The sequence below is a fragment of the Ruegeria sp. CDSB113 genome (assembly GCF_059611045.1).
Genome location: NZ_JBXWOU010000013.1, coordinates 29,559 through 47,225, shown reverse-complemented (window position 1 = coordinate 47,225; position 17,667 = coordinate 29,559). Strand labels below are relative to the sequence as shown.

Genomic DNA, 17,667 nt, shown 5'->3' with positions numbered 1-17,667 from the left:
AAGAAGGACAGAATACGTATGGCGACAGTTTCGCCCGCTTCTGATTTTGCGCCAGTGGCTGCCTCTGCGGCGGCCCCTGCCCGCACGCGCGACCCGCGCCTGGATTTCTATCGCGGCATCGCGATGTTCATCATCCTGATCGCCCATATCCCGAACGATCCATGGGCTAAGTGGATTCCCGCGCGGTTTGGATTCTCGGACGCGACCGAGATTTTTGTGTTCTGCTCGGGCATGGCGTCGGCGATTGCCTTTGGCGGAGCGTTCCTGCGCAAGGGGTGGTGGATGGGAACGGCCCGCGTGTCGTTCCGTATCTGGCAGGTCTACTGGGCGCATATCTGTCTGTTCTTCTTTGTCGCCATGTCAATGGCGGCGCTGGATCAATCGGGGCTGTTTGAAAAGACCTACGTTTCGTCTTTGAACCTGCAGCACTTCTTCAACGATCCTGCGCCTCAGATCGTGGGTTTGTTCACGCTGACCTATGTCCCGAACTACTTCGACATCCTGCCGATGTATCTGGTGGTTCTGGCAATGATGCCCATGTTTATGGGCCTCTACCGGTTCGGTTTCTGGGCCGTCGCTGCGACATCCGTCGCGATCTGGCTGGTCGCACAGACCGACATTCTGGACCTCCCAGCCGAACCGTGGTCTGAGCGGCAGTGGTTCTTCAATCCCTTCGGTTGGCAGCTGCTGTTTTTCACTGGTTTCGCCTTCATGCGCGGCTGGATACCTGCCCCCCCGGTATCGAAAACCTTGATCTGGGCGGCAGCACTGTTCCTGATCTTCTCGATGCCCTTTGGTTCGTGGAAGGTGTTCACATGGATCAACGCAGCGGCCCCCGATCTGGCTGACGAAATCCGCAAGGTCTGGCCCGTGACGAAAGAGTTCCGCGACAAAACCGATTTTGGCCTGTTTCGCTATCTGCATTTCCTGTCACTCGCTTATCTGGGCTGGGTTGTCGCCGGGGAACATGGGCATCGCCTGATTGCAACCGGTCAGGGTACCGCGGCCAAAGTCTGGCAATCCCTGCTGACCGTCATCACCAAAGTTGGGCAGCAATCATTGGCGGTGTTCGTATTTTCGATGGCTGCAGCACGACTTATCGGCGTCGGTCTGGACCTGAGTGGGCGGGATGTTGCCAGTGTTTTCGTCGCCAACATGATTGGCTTTGCGATGATCATCGGCGTGGCATACATGGCCGCTTGGTTTAAGTCACAACCTTGGAAGTCTAAGAAATGAATTTTACACGTCGCGCATTTCTGATCTCAACTTCGGCGCTTGCATTCGCGCCAGCAACTTTTGCCACGGGCGGTGAGGTCCCATTTGACCGCAATGTCGTCATTGAGATGGCCCGCGATCTGGCCAGCCGCCCTTATGCGGAACGCGAGATGGTGCCGCAGGAATGGCAGGATCTGACATATCAGCAATACCGTTCGATCCGGTTTCGGCTGGACCGCGCGCTTTGGTATGAAACGGAAACACCCTTCAACGTCGATTTTTTCACACCAGGCCTGTACTTCCCGCGCACTGTTAAAGTTGAAACCGTTGAAAATGGAATGGCTATTCCGGTCGCGTTTGATTTGGAGATGTTCGACAAATCTGAGGACGTCCCGGAACTGCCAATCGACGACACGCTGGGCTTTTCCGGCCTGCGTCTGCGCACCGAAATGCACCGTCCCGGCAAGACCGATGAGTTCTGCGTCTGGCAAGGAGCCAGTTATTTCCGCGCTATTGGCCTACATGAGGTCTATGGTCTCTCGGCCCGTGGTCTGGCGCTCAAAACCGGCGATCCGGATGGTGAGGAATTCCCCGAGTTCATCCGGTTCTGGCTTGAGCGCCCGAAACCCGGCCAGCGCGATATGGTCGTCCACGCGCTGATGGATAGCCCAAGTGTGACCGGGGCCTATCGGTTCAATGTGACCGCCGGTGCGGACTGCGTGATGGATATCGAGGCCACGCTGTTCCCACGCGAAGAGCTGACGCATGTGGGTATCGCCCCCGGCACGTCGATGTTCCTGTTCGATCAGACCAACCACAGCCGGTTTGACGACTTCCGCCCTGCCGTACACGACAGCGATGGTCTGTTGGTGCGCAACGGTGCCGGAGAGGTTCTGTGGCGGCCATTGGCGAACCCGACCCGCCTGCAGATTTCGTCGTTCGTCGACACCAACCCGCGCGGCTTTGGCCTGTTGCAGCGCAAGCGTGAGTTCTCAGACTACGCGGATCTTGAGGCGAATTATCACAAACGCCCCAGTCTGTGGGTCGAACCCGGTGCGGATTGGGGCAAAGGTGCGGTCACGCTGGTTGAAATTCCCGCTGATCAGGAAATCTACGATAACATCGTCGCCTACTGGCGCCCTGCCGAACCCTATACGGCTGGCAGCCAGGTCGACCTGTCCTATCGCCTGATCTGGGGGGATGAGCCCCAGCGCACACCGATGGCGCGCGTGATCAACACCGCGATGGGCGACAATACGTTTGGTGATGGGCGTCTGGCCGTCATCGATTTTGAAGAAAGCGAGCTGTTCGACGACCCAGAGGCGATGACCATTTTCGTGGACTCGCCGCATGCCGAAACATCCGAAGGTGTGCTGCAACGCAACCCCGACACAGGCGGTTTGCGGCTGGCGTTTTCGTTCGAGCCCGGCGACCGCGACCATGTCGAATTGCGCGCGCAGTTGCTGAAAGACAAACAGCCAGCCTCTGAGGTCTGGCTATACCGTTGGACCTCATGAGCAGCGACCTTCATATCATGCCGCCCGAGACGCCTCTGGCCATGCCTGCGCAGGATTTCAGTGCAGGGTTTCGGGATGCACAGGTTCCTGATGCCAAACCTCCCTCGGCCGGGTTCTGGCGTGCGCTGGCGTTTTCGCCCGCAATGGCGGCGACGCTGGGACTGTTATGGGTGATGACGGACTGGTTCGACGCCGAAGGCATCAACCTGATCGAGGCCATCCTTCTGGCGCTGATCTCGTTCAACTTCTTCTGGATCTCCTTCACGGTCTGCACCGTGTTGCTGGGCATGGTCTCCTTATCCCGGCAGGAACGCCCCGTTCGTCAGGGTCGTGCCCAACCGCTGCGCGTGGCCCTGTTGACGCCGGTCTATAACGAGGTGCCTTGGAACGTGCTGGGAAATGCCCGGACGATGCTTGAAGACTTGCAGTCGCGCGGTGGGCAGCATCACTATGCCATGTTCATCCTCTCGGACACGCGCGACCCCGAGATCGCCGCACAGGAGCAAGCCAGTGTCGAGGCCTTGCGTACCACCCTCGCCCCCGGGCTGGAACTGTATTACCGCCGTCGCGAACAAAACACCGACCGCAAGGTTGGCAACATCGCCGACTGGGTCAGCCGCTGGGGTGCCGAGTGGGATGCGATGCTGGTATTGGATGCCGACAGTCTGATGACCGGTCGCGCCATCGCCCGTTTGACCGACGCATTGGCCCGGGACCCGGGCGCTGGATTGATTCAGAGCTATCCTCAGCTGATCGGTGCACAATCAGTCTTTGCGCGGATGCAGCAATTCGCCAATGGCGTCTATGGCATCGCTTTTGCCGAAGGGCTTGCGCGCTGGTGCGGACAGGAAGGCAACTATTGGGGGCATAACGCCATTATCCGCACCCAAGCATTCGCCAACTGTGCGGGTTTGCCGAAACTGCGAGCACTGAATGGTCAGGAAAAACTGATCATGAGCCATGACTTCGTCGAGGCCGGTCTGTTGCGTCGGGCCGGTTGGGGCGTGCGGTTCCTGCCCCGCATTCGCGGGTCTTATGAAGAAACGCCGCCGACACTGATTGATCACGCTCTGCGCGATCGGCGCTGGTGTCAGGGCAATTTGCAGCACCTGAAACTGTTGGGCTCAGCCGGGTTCCAGTCGGTGTCACGGTTCCACATGTTCCACGGCGCAGTCGGATATCTGATGTCGCCGCTTTGGTTTGCGCTGCTGGTGATGTGGGCGCTGATCGGTCAGGGTGAGGATGCCTCGGTCCTGCACTATTTCAGCCCAGACAATCCACTGTTCCCGCAATGGCCCGAGATGACGGAAACCCGCCATGTGCTGATCATTCTGGTCATGTACGCGATGCTGCTTGCGCCAAAGGTGCTGGGCGTTCTGGCCCTGCCGCTCAGCGGTGTACGCTATGCCGAATTCGGTGGCGGGCGCAAATTCCTGACCTCATTCCTGGCCGAGGTTGTTCTGTCGATTCTCTACGCCCCCATTCTTATGGTGCAACAGATGATCGCTGTCATTCGCACCACCTTTGGTATCCAAAAGGGCTGGTCCCCGCAGGCGCGGGATGGCGGCAGCTATGGTCTGCGCACGCTGATCCTTTGCCACACGGTCGAAACGATCAGCGGTGTTGCCCTTAGCGTGGGCATCCTGTCCGGTCTTGTGTCGGTCTGGTTGGCCCCGATCGCGATCAGCCTTGCCTTCGCGATTCCTTTGTCCGCGCTCAGTGGCGTATCGGCCGGAGCAGCCCGCCGTATGGTTGGTATGAAAGAGGACTATAACGAGCCCGCAATCACACGCTCGGCCCGTCGCTACAGGGATGAACTGAAGAAGGTGATCGAAGGCAAGGGCGTGATGACTCCTGCCGAGTGATCACCCACCCGGCAGACCTTCGTACCAATCAACCATCATGTCGGCCCAGCCTTTGGGCACCATGTGACCGCCGGGAAACAGCGCAAATTCCAGCGCGCTGCCGTCGTCACATCCGCTCCAGTAGCGGCGCATGAAAGGTCCGGTGGTCGAGAACCCGCTGGGCTTGGTATCGACACATCCATTTGCGACGCGCCAAATCTCGAGCCCGGCAAATATATCGCCCTGATGAAACCGACCACCGCCCAACAAGCGCCCTTCCAGCGGCACCACGTTATCCGTCCAGCCATGGGTGTGGAACATCCGCACCGGGCCATCGCAAGATTCAGGATCCGGACGCCAGAACCCTCCAGAGACGGGTACATAGGCCGAGAATGTATCGGGCGCGGCGCAGGCAAGGTAATAGACCATGAACGCACCCGCCGAGAACCCGCCCAGAACGACCCGGTCAGTATCGACGCCAAACCGATCCGCGGCATCCTGAACCGCCTCGGTCAAAAAGGCGGTTTCATCGCGCCCTTCCCAGCCCGGAAAGAAGTTCCAGCTTTGCCGCCCGTTGCGCTCCGACCCTTCTGGCGCCATCACCGCATACCCACGCGCCAGCAGCGGTTCCACCATTCCACGGTTTTTCAGTGTACCGGTGGCGGAGCCACCATAGCCGTGCAGAAACACCACCAGCGGTGGATTCTCATTCTTCGGCAATTCGATATGGTATCCGCCCGAGGCGGTTTCGCACATACCCTCCAGATCGGCACAGGCGGCCAGCCCCGACTGCCCGACCAGCGCCAAACCCGTTGCCAGTGTTAATTCCCGGATCATACTGCACTCCTGTCGTAGTCGCGAACCGGCAATCCGGCGCGCGCCCATCCCGGCCCGGCGGCCGACCCCAACATGCCTTCGGGCACATCAATGATATTCGTAAATCCTGCCTCGGTCAGCCGGTTGCTCAACCGCGCCGAACGCACGCCCCGCGCACAGATCAACGCAATTGCCGCGCCCTTGTCACCTTTGACGAGCTGCGTCAGAGCGGGAATGAAATCATCACGGCGCATGTCCAAAGATTTAGCGCCCTCACCGATCCCGGTGGACTGCCACTCTTTCGGGGTGCGAATGTCCAGCAACAACACGTCCCCGGCCACCGCCTGCCTATGCGCATCCTGCACGCCAAGTTGCTGTCCCGCATAGTCAGGCGGAATAAGCCGGTATTCGCGTATCGCAAATCCCCCCGCCACTGCGGCACAGCCTCCGATCAAGATCCACCTGCGGGATCGGTTTACGTTTCGGGTCACGTCGCACCCTCCTGACCTGACACCGGGTTTCTATCACAGCGCAGAATTGGAATCCGCGCCGAATTTATCCTGGCAGTTCAAGTTCACGTCATTTTTGCGGGCAAAAGCCGCAGCCTCGCTGTGTTGGCGCGCGGCAAATGAGTTGTATTAGCTGGACAGTAAGAAAATTATCCTTACAAAATCAGTACTACTTGACCGCCCAGAACGGAGTATCGCACTTGTCCCTATTCCTCATCGCGGCCCTTCCTTTTCTCGGCGCTGTTTTTCCAGCTCTTCTGATCAGGGCAGGACGAAATGCAGCCGCTTCTGCTGCTGGGTTGACCACATTTCTGGCGCTGATGGGTTTGCTGATCCACATCCCGTCTGTGATGCGGGGCGATGTTGTGACCGCCCGGTTCGAGTGGATACCAGCCCTTGGGTTGAACGCAAATTTCATGCTGGATGGCTTGGGTTTTTTGTTTGCCTTGCTGATACTTGGTATCGGGTTACTTATCATCCTCTACGCACGATTTTACCTCTCGCGCGAAGACCCGATGGGGCAGTTCTACACCTATCTTCTGCTGTTTCAGGGCGCGATGGTCGGGATTGTTTTGTCGGACAACATACTGCTTTTGCTTATCTTTTGGGAGCTTACATCGCTTAGCTCCTTCCTGTTGATCGGATATTGGAAACACCTGCCCGAAGGACGTCAAGGCGCGCGGATGGCGCTTGCAGTGACCGGCTCTGGCGGGTTGGCGATGATTGCCGGGATGCTGATCCTGGGCAATATCGCCGGGTCCTATGACCTAAGCGTAATTTTGCAGAACAAAGAGCTGATCCAGGCGTCGCCCTATTACCTGCCCGCGTTGATCCTGATCCTGCTGGGTTGCTTTACCAAGTCGGCGCAATTCCCATTCCATTTCTGGTTGCCCCACGCCATGGCGGCTCCAACACCCGTTTCGGCCTATCTGCACTCGGCCACCATGGTGAAGGCCGGGTTGTTCCTGATGGCCCGGATGTGGCCCGTTTTGGCCGGCACCGACGCTTGGTTCTACATTGTTGCCACAACTGGACTTATCACCATGCTGATGGGCGCGGTGATCGCGTTGTTCAAGGATGACCTCAAGGCCCTTCTCGCGTTTTCGACCGTGTCGCATCTGGGGCTGGTCACCATGTTGCTGGGCTTTGGCACAAAGATCGCAGCCGTGGCCGCGATCTTTCACATCATCAACCATGCCACGTTCAAGGCCGCGCTGTTCATGACCGCCGGGATCGTGGACCATGAGACCGGCACCCGCGATATCAAGCGGCTGGGTGGGTTACGCCACCTGATGCCAATTACGTTTACGATTGGCACGATCGCCGCTCTGTCGATGGCGGGCATACCGCCCCTGAACGGGTTTCTGTCCAAGGAAATGATGCTGGAAGAGACCGTTCACACCACATGGCTGCACTCTCATTATCTTGTGCCGGGTCTGGCATTGTTGGCGGCGCTGTTGTCAGCGGCCTATTCCTTCCGGTTTGTCAGCCACGTGTTCCTGGGTCCGGAGCGGCATGATTACCCGGCCCATCCGCATGATCCGCCAGTTGGTCTGTGGCTGGCTCCTGCCTTCCTTGTCGTGCTGGTGGTACTGATCGGGCTGAACTCTGCCGCCATCGTGGGGCCCCTGGTCGCCGTTGTGTCCAGCGCGGTCATTGGCGGCGAGAAGCTGCCCTACTATTCGCTGAAACTGTGGCACGGCTTTACGCCTGCCCTCTATATGTCCGTGGTCGCGACACTGGGCGGTCTGTTCCTGCTGAGCTTGCATCGGCATGAAGAGAAAATCTGGAATGCCCTGCCACGCCCCGACGCCAAGGTGATCTTTGACACCGCGATCGGCGTGCTGACAAGACTCAGTCGGTTGATCACCGATACTTTGCACAACGGCGTCCTCAGCCGTTACGCGATCATCATGATCGGCTTCACCCTCGCGCTGGGTTATTATGCCTATACAACCGGCACGATTGGCCCCGAAACGCGAGAGGCGCTGCCCATTCAGATCATACCGCTTATCGGATGGATCTGCCTTGTGGGTGCAACGCTGGCGATTATGTGGTTCCACCGCAATCGCCTGTTGTCGCTGGTGCTGATTGGTGTTGTCGGCCTGATCGTTTCGATGGCCTTCAACTATCTGTCCGCCCCGGATCTGGCGCTGACGCAGATCTCGGTCGAAGTGGTCACGATGATCCTGCTGCTGCTGTCGCTGAACTTCCTGCCCACGGATACGCCTTGGGACAGCAGCGCCGCGCGCCGCTGGCGGGACGCGGCTATTTCAGTCGTGGCGGGCATTGGTTCGGGCGCGTTGATCTATGCGCTGCTGCTGCGGGATTTTGCCTTTCCGACGATTTCGGAATTCCATCTGGCGAATTCGTACAAAGGTGGTGGCGGCACCAATGTGGTCAACGTCATCCTCGTGGACTTCAGGGGCTTTGATACCTTTGGCGAAATCATCGTTCTGGGTATTGCCGCGCTGATCATCTTTGCCCTGACCGAGGCTGTTTTGGGCACCAATGTCCGCAGCTATCTGCTGAACAGGAAACCGCATTGGCCACAGTCGGGGGACTCGCATCCGTTGATGATGGTGGTCGTGACCCGGATGATGATGCCCATCGCGCTGATGGTCGGGGCCTATATCTTTTTCCGCGGCCACAATCAGCCGGGCGGAGGCTTCATCGCGGGCCTTGTCGTCGCAATCGCCTTCCTGATGCAATACATGGCCAGCGGCTATACTTGGGCCATCGAACGCCAGAGGTTCTACTACCATGGCTCTATCGGCTGGGGCGTGCTGATTGCCGCGGCTACAGGTCTGGGTGCGTGGTTTAACGATCGTCCATTCCTGACCAGCGATTTTGGCTATATTCACTGGCCACCGTTGGAAGAGTTCGAATGGGCCACCGCCATCCTGTTCGACACCGGCGTGTTCCTTGCTGTTCTGGGGGCGGTAATGCTGGCGCTGGACAGCCTGTCCCGATTTGCGTGGCAACCGGGTATGGCACAGGAATTCCCGATGGATATCAACCCATTGCGGGATAATCCACCGCAAGAAGAAGAAAACAAGGAGCAGGTCTGATGGAAGCGCTCGTAGCCTCTGCCGTTGGCGTCATGACTGCTGCCGGGATATTCCTGATCCTGCGCCGCCGGACCTTCCCTGTCATTCTGGGCCTGTCTCTGCTGACTTACGCAGTGAACGTGTTCCTGTTCGCTACGGGCCGGTTGGCTTTGGACGCGCCTGCCGTTTTGAACAAATACAAAGAGGTGCCTTATACCGATCCGCTACCGCAGGCTTTGGTGCTGACGGCCATCGTGATCTCGTTTGGAATGACCGCTGTGATCGTGATGATCGCACTCAGCGCCTACCTGTCCTCGAAGGATGACCATATCGACATGAACGCCAATGACAGCGTCGACGCGCCGGGAGAAGACGCATGAACCACTGGATCGTTGCGCCAATCGTCCTGCCCGCGATCCTGGCCCCGTTCATCATCATGGTCCTACGCTTTCACCTGGACCTGCAACGCATCTTTTCGGTTGCCGGTGTGGTGGCCCTTATTGGTATTGCCCTGACCATCACCGCACAGGCCGCGGGTGGCGATATTCAGGTCTATGAACTGGGTAACTGGCCTGCGCCCTTTGGCATCGTTCTGGTGTTGGACCGGCTATCAGCCATGATGGTGCTTCTGACTGCACTGTTGGCTTTGCCGATCGTGCTTTATGCTATCGCCTCTGGCTGGGACGACCGGGGTAAACATTTTCACGCCCTGTTCCACTTTCAGTTGATGGGTGTCTGTGGCGCATTCCTGACTGGCGATGCCTTTAACCTGTTCGTGTTCTTCGAAGTTCTGCTAATCGCCTCCTATGGCCTGATGACGCATGGGGGCGGTGCAGTACGGCTGAAAGCTGGCGTACAATATGTGGCCTATAACCTGCTGGGGTCCACGCTGTTCCTGTTTGCTTTAGGCACGCTTTATGCTGTGACCGGAACGTTGAACATGGCCGACTTGGCCGTGCGAGTGGCCGAATTGCCAGCGGATGACACCGCCCTGCTGAGGGTTGGTGCGGTTTTGCTGCTGCTGGTGTTTTGCATCAAAGCCGCTGTCTTGCCGCTGCACTTCTGGCTACCGGCGAGCTACGCCAGCGCACCCATGCCCGTGGCCGCCCTATTTGCGATCATGACCAAGGTTGGCGCCTACTCGATCCTGCGGATGTACACACTGGGCTTCGGCCCAGAGGTTGAGGCTACGCAGGGGCTTGTTGGTGCTTGGTTGCAACCCGCCGCTTTGGTGACGCTGGCTGTTGGTGCCATCGGCATTCTGGGCACACAGCATATCGCGCGGATGGTGGCGTTCTGCGCCATCACCTCGATGGGAACATTGCTGATCGCGATCTCGCTGTTCACTGAAACGGCCACAGCGGCGGCACTGTATTATGTGTATCATTCGACCCTGGCCACAGCGCTTATGTTCCTGGTCGCCGATCTGGTGATGGAGCGCCGTGGCGGCGCGATTGCCCCGACTGCACCAATGCCGCAAACGGGTCTGATATCTGCTCTGTTCTTTGTGGGTGCCATAGCGTTGGCGGGCATGCCGCCGCTATCGGGTTTTGTCGGCAAACTGCTGGTGCTGGACGCCGCACGGGACGCACCGGATGCAAACGCCATCTGGGCCGTAATCCTGATCGGTTCCTTCGTGACCATTGTTGGCCTTGCCCGAGCGGGCTCGTTGATCTTCTGGAAAAGCCATGATGCCCAGCACAACACGGAAATGGACCCTGAAAACGAAGAAGAAACCCCGTCCGCACCTGCGCCCGAACCCAACCCCGGGCTGGCTTTCACCGCCGTATGCGCAATGGCGATCGGCCTTGTGCTGCTGACTCTGTTTGCGGGACCTGCGCTGGAGTATACCAATAAAACGGCCGAGCAATTGTTCACACCCGAAGATTACATCGCAGCCGTATTGGGAGGCGACACATGATCAGACTTCTGCACCGAATATTTCCGCACCCGCATCTGACGTTCCTGCTGACCATCGTGTGGATCCTGCTGGCCAACAACTTGACGCTGAATTCGCTGGTTTTTGGCCTGATCCTGGGCATCATCATTCCCTTCATCACACAGCCCTACTGGCCTGATCGCCCAAAGCTGCGCAACTGGCCCATGGTCGTTGAATACATCCTGGTTGTGCTTTGGGACATCGTGATCGCGAACATCACCGTTGCCCGGATTATCCTGTTCAAACGCGACGCAGATCGTCAGCCGGCCTGGATCTCGATCCCGCTGGAGTTGCGCACACCTGAGGCTATCACAGTGTTGGCAGGTACGATCACCATGACCCCCGGAACCGTCAGCAGCGATCTGTCTGCGCAGGGGCACAACCTGCTGGTGCATTGTCTGGATGCCCCCGACCCTGATGCCGTGCGCGACCAGATCAAAAGCCGCTATGAGCGTCGCCTGAAGGAGATTTTCGAATGATCGACATTGCAATCGCCTTTGCATTCGCCTGCTTCGGCGCGGCCATTATGATGTGCCTTTGGCGGATCATCACCGCAGACGGCGTCGGCACCCGCGTTCTGGCTCTGGATACGATGGTCATCAACACGATCGCGCTGTTGATCCTATATGGTCTGACTCTGGGAACCGAAGTGTTCTTCGAATCCGCCATGATCATCGCCATGCTGGGCTTTGTCTCAACGGTTGCCTACGCGCGCTTCATGCTGCGTGGCAATATCATCGAGTGAGGGTCGAATGGGTTTCATCGTAGAACTTCTGATCGCCTTCTTCCTGGTCATCTCAGGCATCTTTGGCTTTGTCGGGTCCTACGGCATGATCAAGTTGAAAGACCCGATGTCGCGCCTGCACGCACCCACTAAGGCGACGACCCTGGGCGTGGGTGGCGTGTTGCTGGCATCGATCTGCCACTCGGTTCTGATCGAACAGCACCTGTCGCTGCACGAGCTTCTGATCACTCTGTTCCTGTTCCTGACCGCGCCGATCACGGCCCTGTTCATTGCCAAATGGCACATTCACCGTCATGAAAAGCCCAGCGATCTGCCGGATGCGGGCGAGGACGGACTTTGGGCCACGCACGCGGTTGAGCAAGTCGAAGACGTCCCTGATCACAGCAAGTCCTGAGTTTGATGCACCACCCACCGCTGCCCCTAACCCGCGATCTGGTTCTAATCGGCGGCGGTCACACCCATGCTTTGTTGCTGCGCAAGTGGGGCATGAACCCCCTGCCCGGCGCGCGGGTGACGGTGATTAACCCCGGCCCCACCGCGCCATATTCGGGGATGTTGCCGGGCTTTGTCGCCGGGCACTACGCACGTCAGAACCTGAACATAGATCTGGTCAAACTAGCCCGCTTTGCCGGCGCGCGGATCATTCTGGGCGCGGTTTCCGGCATCGACCCAGACCGGCGCGAGGTTCATGTGCCAGACCGTCCCCCGGTGGCGTTTGACGTGGCTTCAGTCAATGTGGGGATTACATCGGACATGCCAGCCCTGCCCGGCTTTGACCAGCATGCCGTTCCCGCCAAACCGCTGGGTCCGTTTGCTGCCAGATGGGCAGAGTACCTGGAAGGATCAGGTGATGCTACGGTCGCGGTGATTGGCGGTGGGGTAGCCGGGGCTGAGCTCATCATGGCTATGGCCTTTGCCTTGCGCACCAAGGGACGCACCGCGCACCTGACCCTGATTGACAGCGCACATGCCCTGACGGCGACTCATCCCAAGTCCGCGCAGACCATTCGCAAGGCAATGGCTGATCTGGGTATCGAAGTGGTCGAACAGGCATCTGTTTCGCACATCGCCAAGGATCACGTCGCATTGCAAGATGGCCGCCAAATCGCAGCCAGCTTTGTGACCGGTGCGGCCGGTGCAAAACCCTATGACTGGATCGCGAATACAGGGCTGGACCTTCAGGACGGCTTCATCCGCGTCGACGGGCACCTGCAGTCCAGCGATACTGCGATTTTTGCAGCGGGCGACTGCGCACATCTGACAGAAAACCCCCGCCCCAAAGCCGGCGTTTACGCGGTGCGCGAGGCCCCCGTATTGTACCAAAACCTAAGGGCCGCCTTAGGGTCAGGTGTTGCGCGTCGGTATGAGCCGCAAAAAGATTACCTCAAGCTGATTTCATTAGGCGGCAAGTCTGCATTGGGGGAGCGGCTGGGGACCTCGTTCGGCGGGTCGTTGATGTGGAAATGGAAGAACCACATCGATCAAAGCTTTATGGACAAGTTTCGCAACCTGCCGCAGATGAAGCCTCCGGCCTTGCCGCGCCATCACGCGGCCGGTTTGACCGAAGCCTTGGGCGATAAACCCATGTGCGGGGGCTGCGGTGCCAAAGTCGGGCGCGGCGCGTTGCAATCCGCGCTTGCCTATCTGCCCGCCCCTGTTCGTGCGGACGTGACGCCACTGCCCGGCGATGATGCCGCCCTGTTGCAGACCGGGGGTGCTCGGCAGGTCATGACCTCGGACCATCTGCGCGGCTTCGTGGACGATCCCGCCTTGATGACACGCATTGCAGCGGTTCACGCGCTCGGGGATATCTGGGCCATGGGGGCCAAACCGCAGGCCGCCACGGCGACGATCATCCTACCCCGCATGTCGCCAACCCTTCAGCGTCGCACCATGGCCGAGATCATGGCAACGGCCAGCGACGTCATCCGTGACGCCGGGGCCGAGATTGTCGGCGGCCACAGCTCGATGGGCGACGAGATGACGATCGGGTTCACCCTGACTGGCCTGTGCGACGCCGACCCGATTACACTATCTGGCGCGACATCCGGTGATGCTTTGATACTGACCAAACCATTGGGAAGCGGCGTTCTGATGGCGGCAGAGATGGCGGGCGCAGCAAAGGGCGAATGGGTTGCGGCGGCCCTTGCACATATGGTGCAGCCACAAGGCAGGGCTTCGGAAATATTGGCAGGCGCACATGCGATGACCGATGTAACGGGATTTGGTCTGGCTGGACACCTGCTGGGCATGACCGAGGCTTCGGGTTGCGGTGCCACCCTGGATCTGGAGGCAATTCCGGTTATGGATGGAGCGCGGGAACTGGCCGCGCAGGGCATCCAGTCAACCTTATTCGAAGACAATCGCACGATTACGCCCGAATTACCAACGGGCGGCAAAGCTGACCTGCTGTATGATCCTCAGACCGCGGGAGGCTTACTGGCCGCGGTACCAGCGGATCAAGGACAGATGATCTGCGAAGCTTTGCGCGAAGTGGGGTATCCTGCCGTAATCATTGGGCACATGACCGATGCACCGGGGCTTCGGGTTCAAACCTGATCCAGGATGGCTTCGATCTGCGCTGCTGTTGCAGACAAGCCAGCATGATCCAGCGCCGACGCATGGATATTCGCGATAACGTCTGAACTGCGCACTCGGGCAGATTTGGCATATGCAGGATCATAGTGCTGCTCGATCAACGCCTGAGTCAGTGCGCGTTTGTCACCAGCGTCAATCATGTCCAGCCAACCGTCCACCACGCCATGCCCGCGGTGAAACCGCAGCGGGGAAAGGCGGTCGCGCAGGCGGTCAGAGTCCGACAGAACGTCATTATAGGCGGATACCAAGTAGTCCGAACGCGCATGAACAGAGGCTGTTATCTGGATGCGTGGGGCTTGGCGCAAGGCCGCCCAAAGCGTCGGCGGCAGGATCAGAGACCCGATTTTGGACGACTCCGCCTCGACCACCACGGGGCGCGACATGTCCAGACGGCACAGCACAGACGACAGGGCAGACTCGAACGCCTTTTGGCTGGGTTGTCCACCGGGCATATCACCCAGCAAGGACCCACGGTGGTTGGCCAGCCCCTCTAGATCCAGAACCTGAACGCCGCGAGCCGCAAGATGCACTAATAGTTCGGTCTTCGCCGTGCCGGTATATCCGTCCAGCGCGATCAGGCGATGCGGTAGCGGGTCATCATAAAGATACCGTTTCACCAACCGGCGATAGCTGCGGTAGCCACCCTCGACCACTTCGGCCCGCCAACCGATTTGTTGTAGCATCCATGTGAACGAACCCGATCTTTGCCCGCCGCGCCAGCAGTAAACTAACGGTCGCCATCCGCCCTCATGATGGGACAGGCTGTTCTCGATGTGATTGGCCGCATTCCGAAACACCAGCGCGGCCCCCAGTTTACGGGCCAGAAACGGACTTTCCTGAACATAGATCGTGCCGACGCGGGCGCGTTCTTCGTTGTCGAGAACAGGCAGGCTGATGGCGCCGGGAAGGTGGTCTTCGTCAAATTCCGCCGGGCTGCGCACGTCGATCACCGTGTCAAATTCATGCGCATATAGATCGGGCAAACTGTCGAATTTCAGAACCATGTCAGAGGTCTATCCCGCAAAGCCGTGAATGAAAAGGCAGGGCTAGGTTTCGATTGGTTCAATCAATTCCGGCCCGCTGGCGCGGTTCGAATTCACGGTCGGGCTGACGCGGTGATAGCTGAGGACATCTTCGTCCCCTGGCTGCATCAGACGCGCGGCCCCTTTTCCGGCCTCCCCCAGCCACATCGGCCAGTCATCGGGTTCCAGAATCAAAGGCATGCGATGATGGATCGCGCTGAGGTGACGGTTGGCCTTCGTCGTGACGATGGCGCAAGTGCCCTGCCGCGCATCTTCAGGCCCCCAATCCTGCCAAACACCGGCAAAGGCAATCGGTGCATTGTCCTGACGGAAAATGTACCACGGTAACCGGTCGCCTTGTTCCGTCTTGGTCCATTCATAGAACCCCGTCGCGGCGATCAGGCAGCGGCGTTCGCGGCACGCGGCACGAAAGGCGGGCTTTTCGGCAAGCGTTTCCGCCCGCGCGTTGATCAGCAGAGGTCCTGCGTTTTCCGCCTTGTACCAATGGGGCAAAAAACCCCAGCGCAGCGGGTCCAGCGTGCGCCCGTTTTCGCCCGCGCGCACCACATGCACCTGATTGGTCGGGCAGACGTTGAAATTTGGCACCGCAGGCAAAGTGTTAGCCGGGCGCGCCGAAAAAAGCTGCGCCATTGCATCGTTGGGAAGTGTTACGGCAAACCGTCCGCACATAGGCCTTGTCCCTTTTTCAGAAATTGTAGGTTAATGTCGCCCGCGCCGATACCGAGTGGAACACCATCAAGCCGTTTCTGACCATAAGACTGAAAAGACCGCGTCAAACGCGGCCTTTTGGGTTGTTTATCGAAGCAGGTTTACTTCTGCTTGATCCGCCCATCCAGATAAGGCGTGTAGGGCGCGTTTTCGGCCAGGTATTCTGCCGTTACATCGGCCAGATCGGGGCCAAAGTCATAGGCATTCTTGTCGTCGCCCGAGAACATCTTGTAGCCGTCACCGCCATTGCGGACGTAGTTGTTGGTGACCACCAGATAAGTCGCGGCCGGATCGATGGGAACAAACCCGTCTCCGTCGGCAACCATGACTTCAGCGATACGCCCTTCGTTTGGCGCAACGGCCGGGTCCCAGGTGAAGGTCAGACCTGCAACCTGCGGAAAGCGGCCTTTGACCTCTTCCACCTGGCTGACGCCGTTTTCCAGCGCATCGATGACGCCTTGGCCACTGATCTCAAAGGTCGAGAGCGTGTTCTGGAACGGCAGCACGGTCAGCACTTCGCCCATGGTCACGTCGCCGGGATCAATCGAGGCCCGCAAACCGCCCGAGTTGGCAATCGCGATCTTCACACCCTGATCCGCGACGCGTGCCAACATTGCGTCGGCCACAAGGTTGCCCATCTGGCATTCCTGGACGCGGCAAATAGCGCGGTCGCCTTCGATGGCATCGGCAGAGTTTGCAACCACCTTGTTGCGGATTTCATCCAATGGCACGGCCAGCTCGGCAATACGATCCAGCGCGGCCTGATCCTCGGTGACTGTGTTGTCCATGATCAGCGGCTCGCCAGCAGCCTCGACCACGTTGCCGTCATCGTCAAAGGTCACATTAAGCTCACCCAAGAATTTGCCGTAAGCATAGGCCTGGACAATCTGTACGCCGTTGACGACGGTCGGGTACGGGCCGGCGGCCTTGTCCGAAGTGTTCGACAGATATGTGTTCGAGTGTCCGCCAACGATCACGTCAACTCCGGTGGTTTCCTGCGCAACGCGCTGATCCACACCATAGCCCGAGTGGCTGAGAACGATGATCTTGTTGACGCCTTCACCGGTCAGCTTGTCCACCTCAGCCTGAACCGCAGGCACCGGGTCCGAGAACGAGATATTCGGACCGGGCGAGGCAAGCTCATCAGTGTCGATAGGTGTCAGGCCGATCAGGCCGATCTTTTCGCCGTCAACTTCGATCACGGTCGATTTCTTGATCTTGTCGGTCAGTAACTCTTCGTCCGCAATATCCGCATTGGACATTAGAACCGGGAAATCGACCGAGTCGATAAAGCCGCGCAGAACCTCGGGGCCGTCGTCGAATTCGTGGTTACCCACGGTCATCGCGGTGTAGCCCAGCTTGTTCATGAACTCGGCCGCGACCTTGCCCTTGTAATAGGTATAGAACAGCGATCCCTGGAACTGGTCTCCGCCATCAACCAGAATCGAGTTTTCTGCACGGCCACGTGCCTCCTCGACCGCAGTGACCAAGCGCGCGGAACCGCCAAAGCACTTGCCTTCGGCATTGTCTTCATCACCGCAACCGCTGTCGTATTTGTTGATCGGCTCAAAACGCGAGTGGAAATCGTTGGTGTGCAGAATCGTCAGTTTGTACTCGGCAAATGCCATGCCTGCGGTCAGGCTGAGCACCGCGGCAGATGTCAAAAGACGGGTGAGCATAGTT

The 17,667-nt window shown here is 58.8% G+C and carries 15 protein-coding genes; 10 read left to right on the top strand and 5 right to left on the bottom strand.

The genetic code is table 11. The features are described from left to right. Positions 1-18 precede the first annotated feature (18 nt). The 3 genes from AC2FIS_RS18830 to mdoH are packed head-to-tail and all read left to right on the top strand — an operon-like array spanning position 19 to position 4,597. Positions 19-1,236 (top strand): OpgC family protein, encoded by a 1,218-nt coding sequence (locus AC2FIS_RS18830; protein ID WP_496774901.1) that lies wholly within the window; start codon positions 19-21, stop codon positions 1,234-1,236. After that, on the top strand, positions 1,233-2,732 hold the full coding sequence (locus AC2FIS_RS18825; protein ID WP_496774900.1) for an OpgD/OpgG family glucan biosynthesis protein: 1,500 nt from the start codon (positions 1,233-1,235) through the stop codon (positions 2,730-2,732). The genes AC2FIS_RS18830 and AC2FIS_RS18825 overlap by 4 nt, the downstream gene beginning before the upstream one ends. After that, positions 2,729-4,597 carry a glucans biosynthesis glucosyltransferase MdoH gene (gene mdoH / locus AC2FIS_RS18820; protein WP_496774899.1) on the top strand — a complete coding sequence of 623 codons (1,869 nt, stop codon included), beginning with the start codon at positions 2,729-2,731 and terminating at the stop codon, positions 4,595-4,597. The genes AC2FIS_RS18825 and mdoH overlap by 4 nt, the downstream gene beginning before the upstream one ends. On the opposite strand, the gene AC2FIS_RS18815 is transcribed toward mdoH, so the two are convergent. Next, a complete protein-coding gene (locus AC2FIS_RS18815; protein WP_496774898.1) occupies positions 4,598-5,413 on the bottom strand; it encodes a CE1 family esterase in 816 nt (271 codons plus the stop codon). After that, positions 5,410-5,883 carry a rhodanese-like domain-containing protein gene (locus AC2FIS_RS18810; protein ID WP_496774897.1) on the bottom strand — a complete coding sequence of 158 codons (474 nt, stop codon included), beginning with the start codon at positions 5,881-5,883 and terminating at the stop codon, positions 5,410-5,412. Before AC2FIS_RS18810 ends, AC2FIS_RS18815 begins: the two co-directional genes overlap by 4 nt. 218 nt (positions 5,884-6,101) lie before the next feature. On the opposite strand from AC2FIS_RS18810, the gene AC2FIS_RS18805 reads away from it, so the two are divergent. The 7 genes from AC2FIS_RS18805 to selD are packed head-to-tail and all read left to right on the top strand — an operon-like array spanning position 6,102 to position 14,194. Next, on the top strand, positions 6,102-8,972 hold the full coding sequence (locus AC2FIS_RS18805; protein WP_496774896.1) for a monovalent cation/H+ antiporter subunit A: 2,871 nt from the start codon (positions 6,102-6,104) through the stop codon (positions 8,970-8,972). Beyond that, positions 8,972-9,331, top strand: coding sequence for a Na+/H+ antiporter subunit C (locus AC2FIS_RS18800; RefSeq protein ID WP_058274194.1), 360 nt, complete (start codon positions 8,972-8,974; stop codon positions 9,329-9,331). Before AC2FIS_RS18805 ends, AC2FIS_RS18800 begins: the two co-directional genes overlap by 1 nt. Next, the gene (locus tag AC2FIS_RS18795; RefSeq protein ID WP_496774895.1) at positions 9,328-10,872 is read left to right on the top strand and encodes a monovalent cation/H+ antiporter subunit D; all 1,545 of its coding nucleotides are present in this window, start codon (positions 9,328-9,330) and stop codon (positions 10,870-10,872) included. The genes AC2FIS_RS18800 and AC2FIS_RS18795 overlap by 4 nt, the downstream gene beginning before the upstream one ends. Further along, complete coding sequence (locus AC2FIS_RS18790; RefSeq protein ID WP_496774894.1) at positions 10,869-11,369, top strand: Na+/H+ antiporter subunit E; 501 nt, start codon at positions 10,869-10,871, stop codon at positions 11,367-11,369. Before AC2FIS_RS18795 ends, AC2FIS_RS18790 begins: the two co-directional genes overlap by 4 nt. Next, on the top strand, positions 11,366-11,635 hold the full coding sequence (locus AC2FIS_RS18785; RefSeq protein ID WP_058274196.1) for a K+/H+ antiporter subunit F: 270 nt from the start codon (positions 11,366-11,368) through the stop codon (positions 11,633-11,635). Before AC2FIS_RS18790 ends, AC2FIS_RS18785 begins: the two co-directional genes overlap by 4 nt. Before the next feature lie 7 nt (positions 11,636-11,642). Continuing rightward, complete coding sequence (locus AC2FIS_RS18780; protein WP_496774893.1) at positions 11,643-12,029, top strand: Na+/H+ antiporter subunit G; 387 nt, start codon at positions 11,643-11,645, stop codon at positions 12,027-12,029. A gap of 5 nt (positions 12,030-12,034) precedes the next feature. Next, positions 12,035-14,194 (top strand): selenide, water dikinase SelD, encoded by a 2,160-nt coding sequence (gene selD / locus AC2FIS_RS18775; RefSeq protein WP_496774892.1) that lies wholly within the window; start codon positions 12,035-12,037, stop codon positions 14,192-14,194. Here the strand turns inward: selD and mnmH are convergent. The 3 genes from mnmH to AC2FIS_RS18760 form a co-directional block, all read right to left on the bottom strand. Next, positions 14,185-15,237: a tRNA 2-selenouridine(34) synthase MnmH gene (gene mnmH / locus AC2FIS_RS18770; RefSeq protein WP_496774891.1), complete on the bottom strand. Its 1,053-nt coding sequence runs from the start codon at positions 15,235-15,237 to the stop codon at positions 14,185-14,187. The genes selD and mnmH overlap by 10 nt on opposite strands. 42 nt (positions 15,238-15,279) lie before the next feature. Beyond that, a complete protein-coding gene (locus AC2FIS_RS18765; protein ID WP_496774890.1) occupies positions 15,280-15,945 on the bottom strand; it encodes an SOS response-associated peptidase in 666 nt (221 codons plus the stop codon). A gap of 140 nt (positions 15,946-16,085) precedes the next feature. Next, a complete protein-coding gene (locus AC2FIS_RS18760; RefSeq protein ID WP_496774889.1) occupies positions 16,086-17,663 on the bottom strand; it encodes a bifunctional metallophosphatase/5'-nucleotidase in 1,578 nt (525 codons plus the stop codon). Between the last annotated feature and the right edge of the window lie 4 nt (positions 17,664-17,667).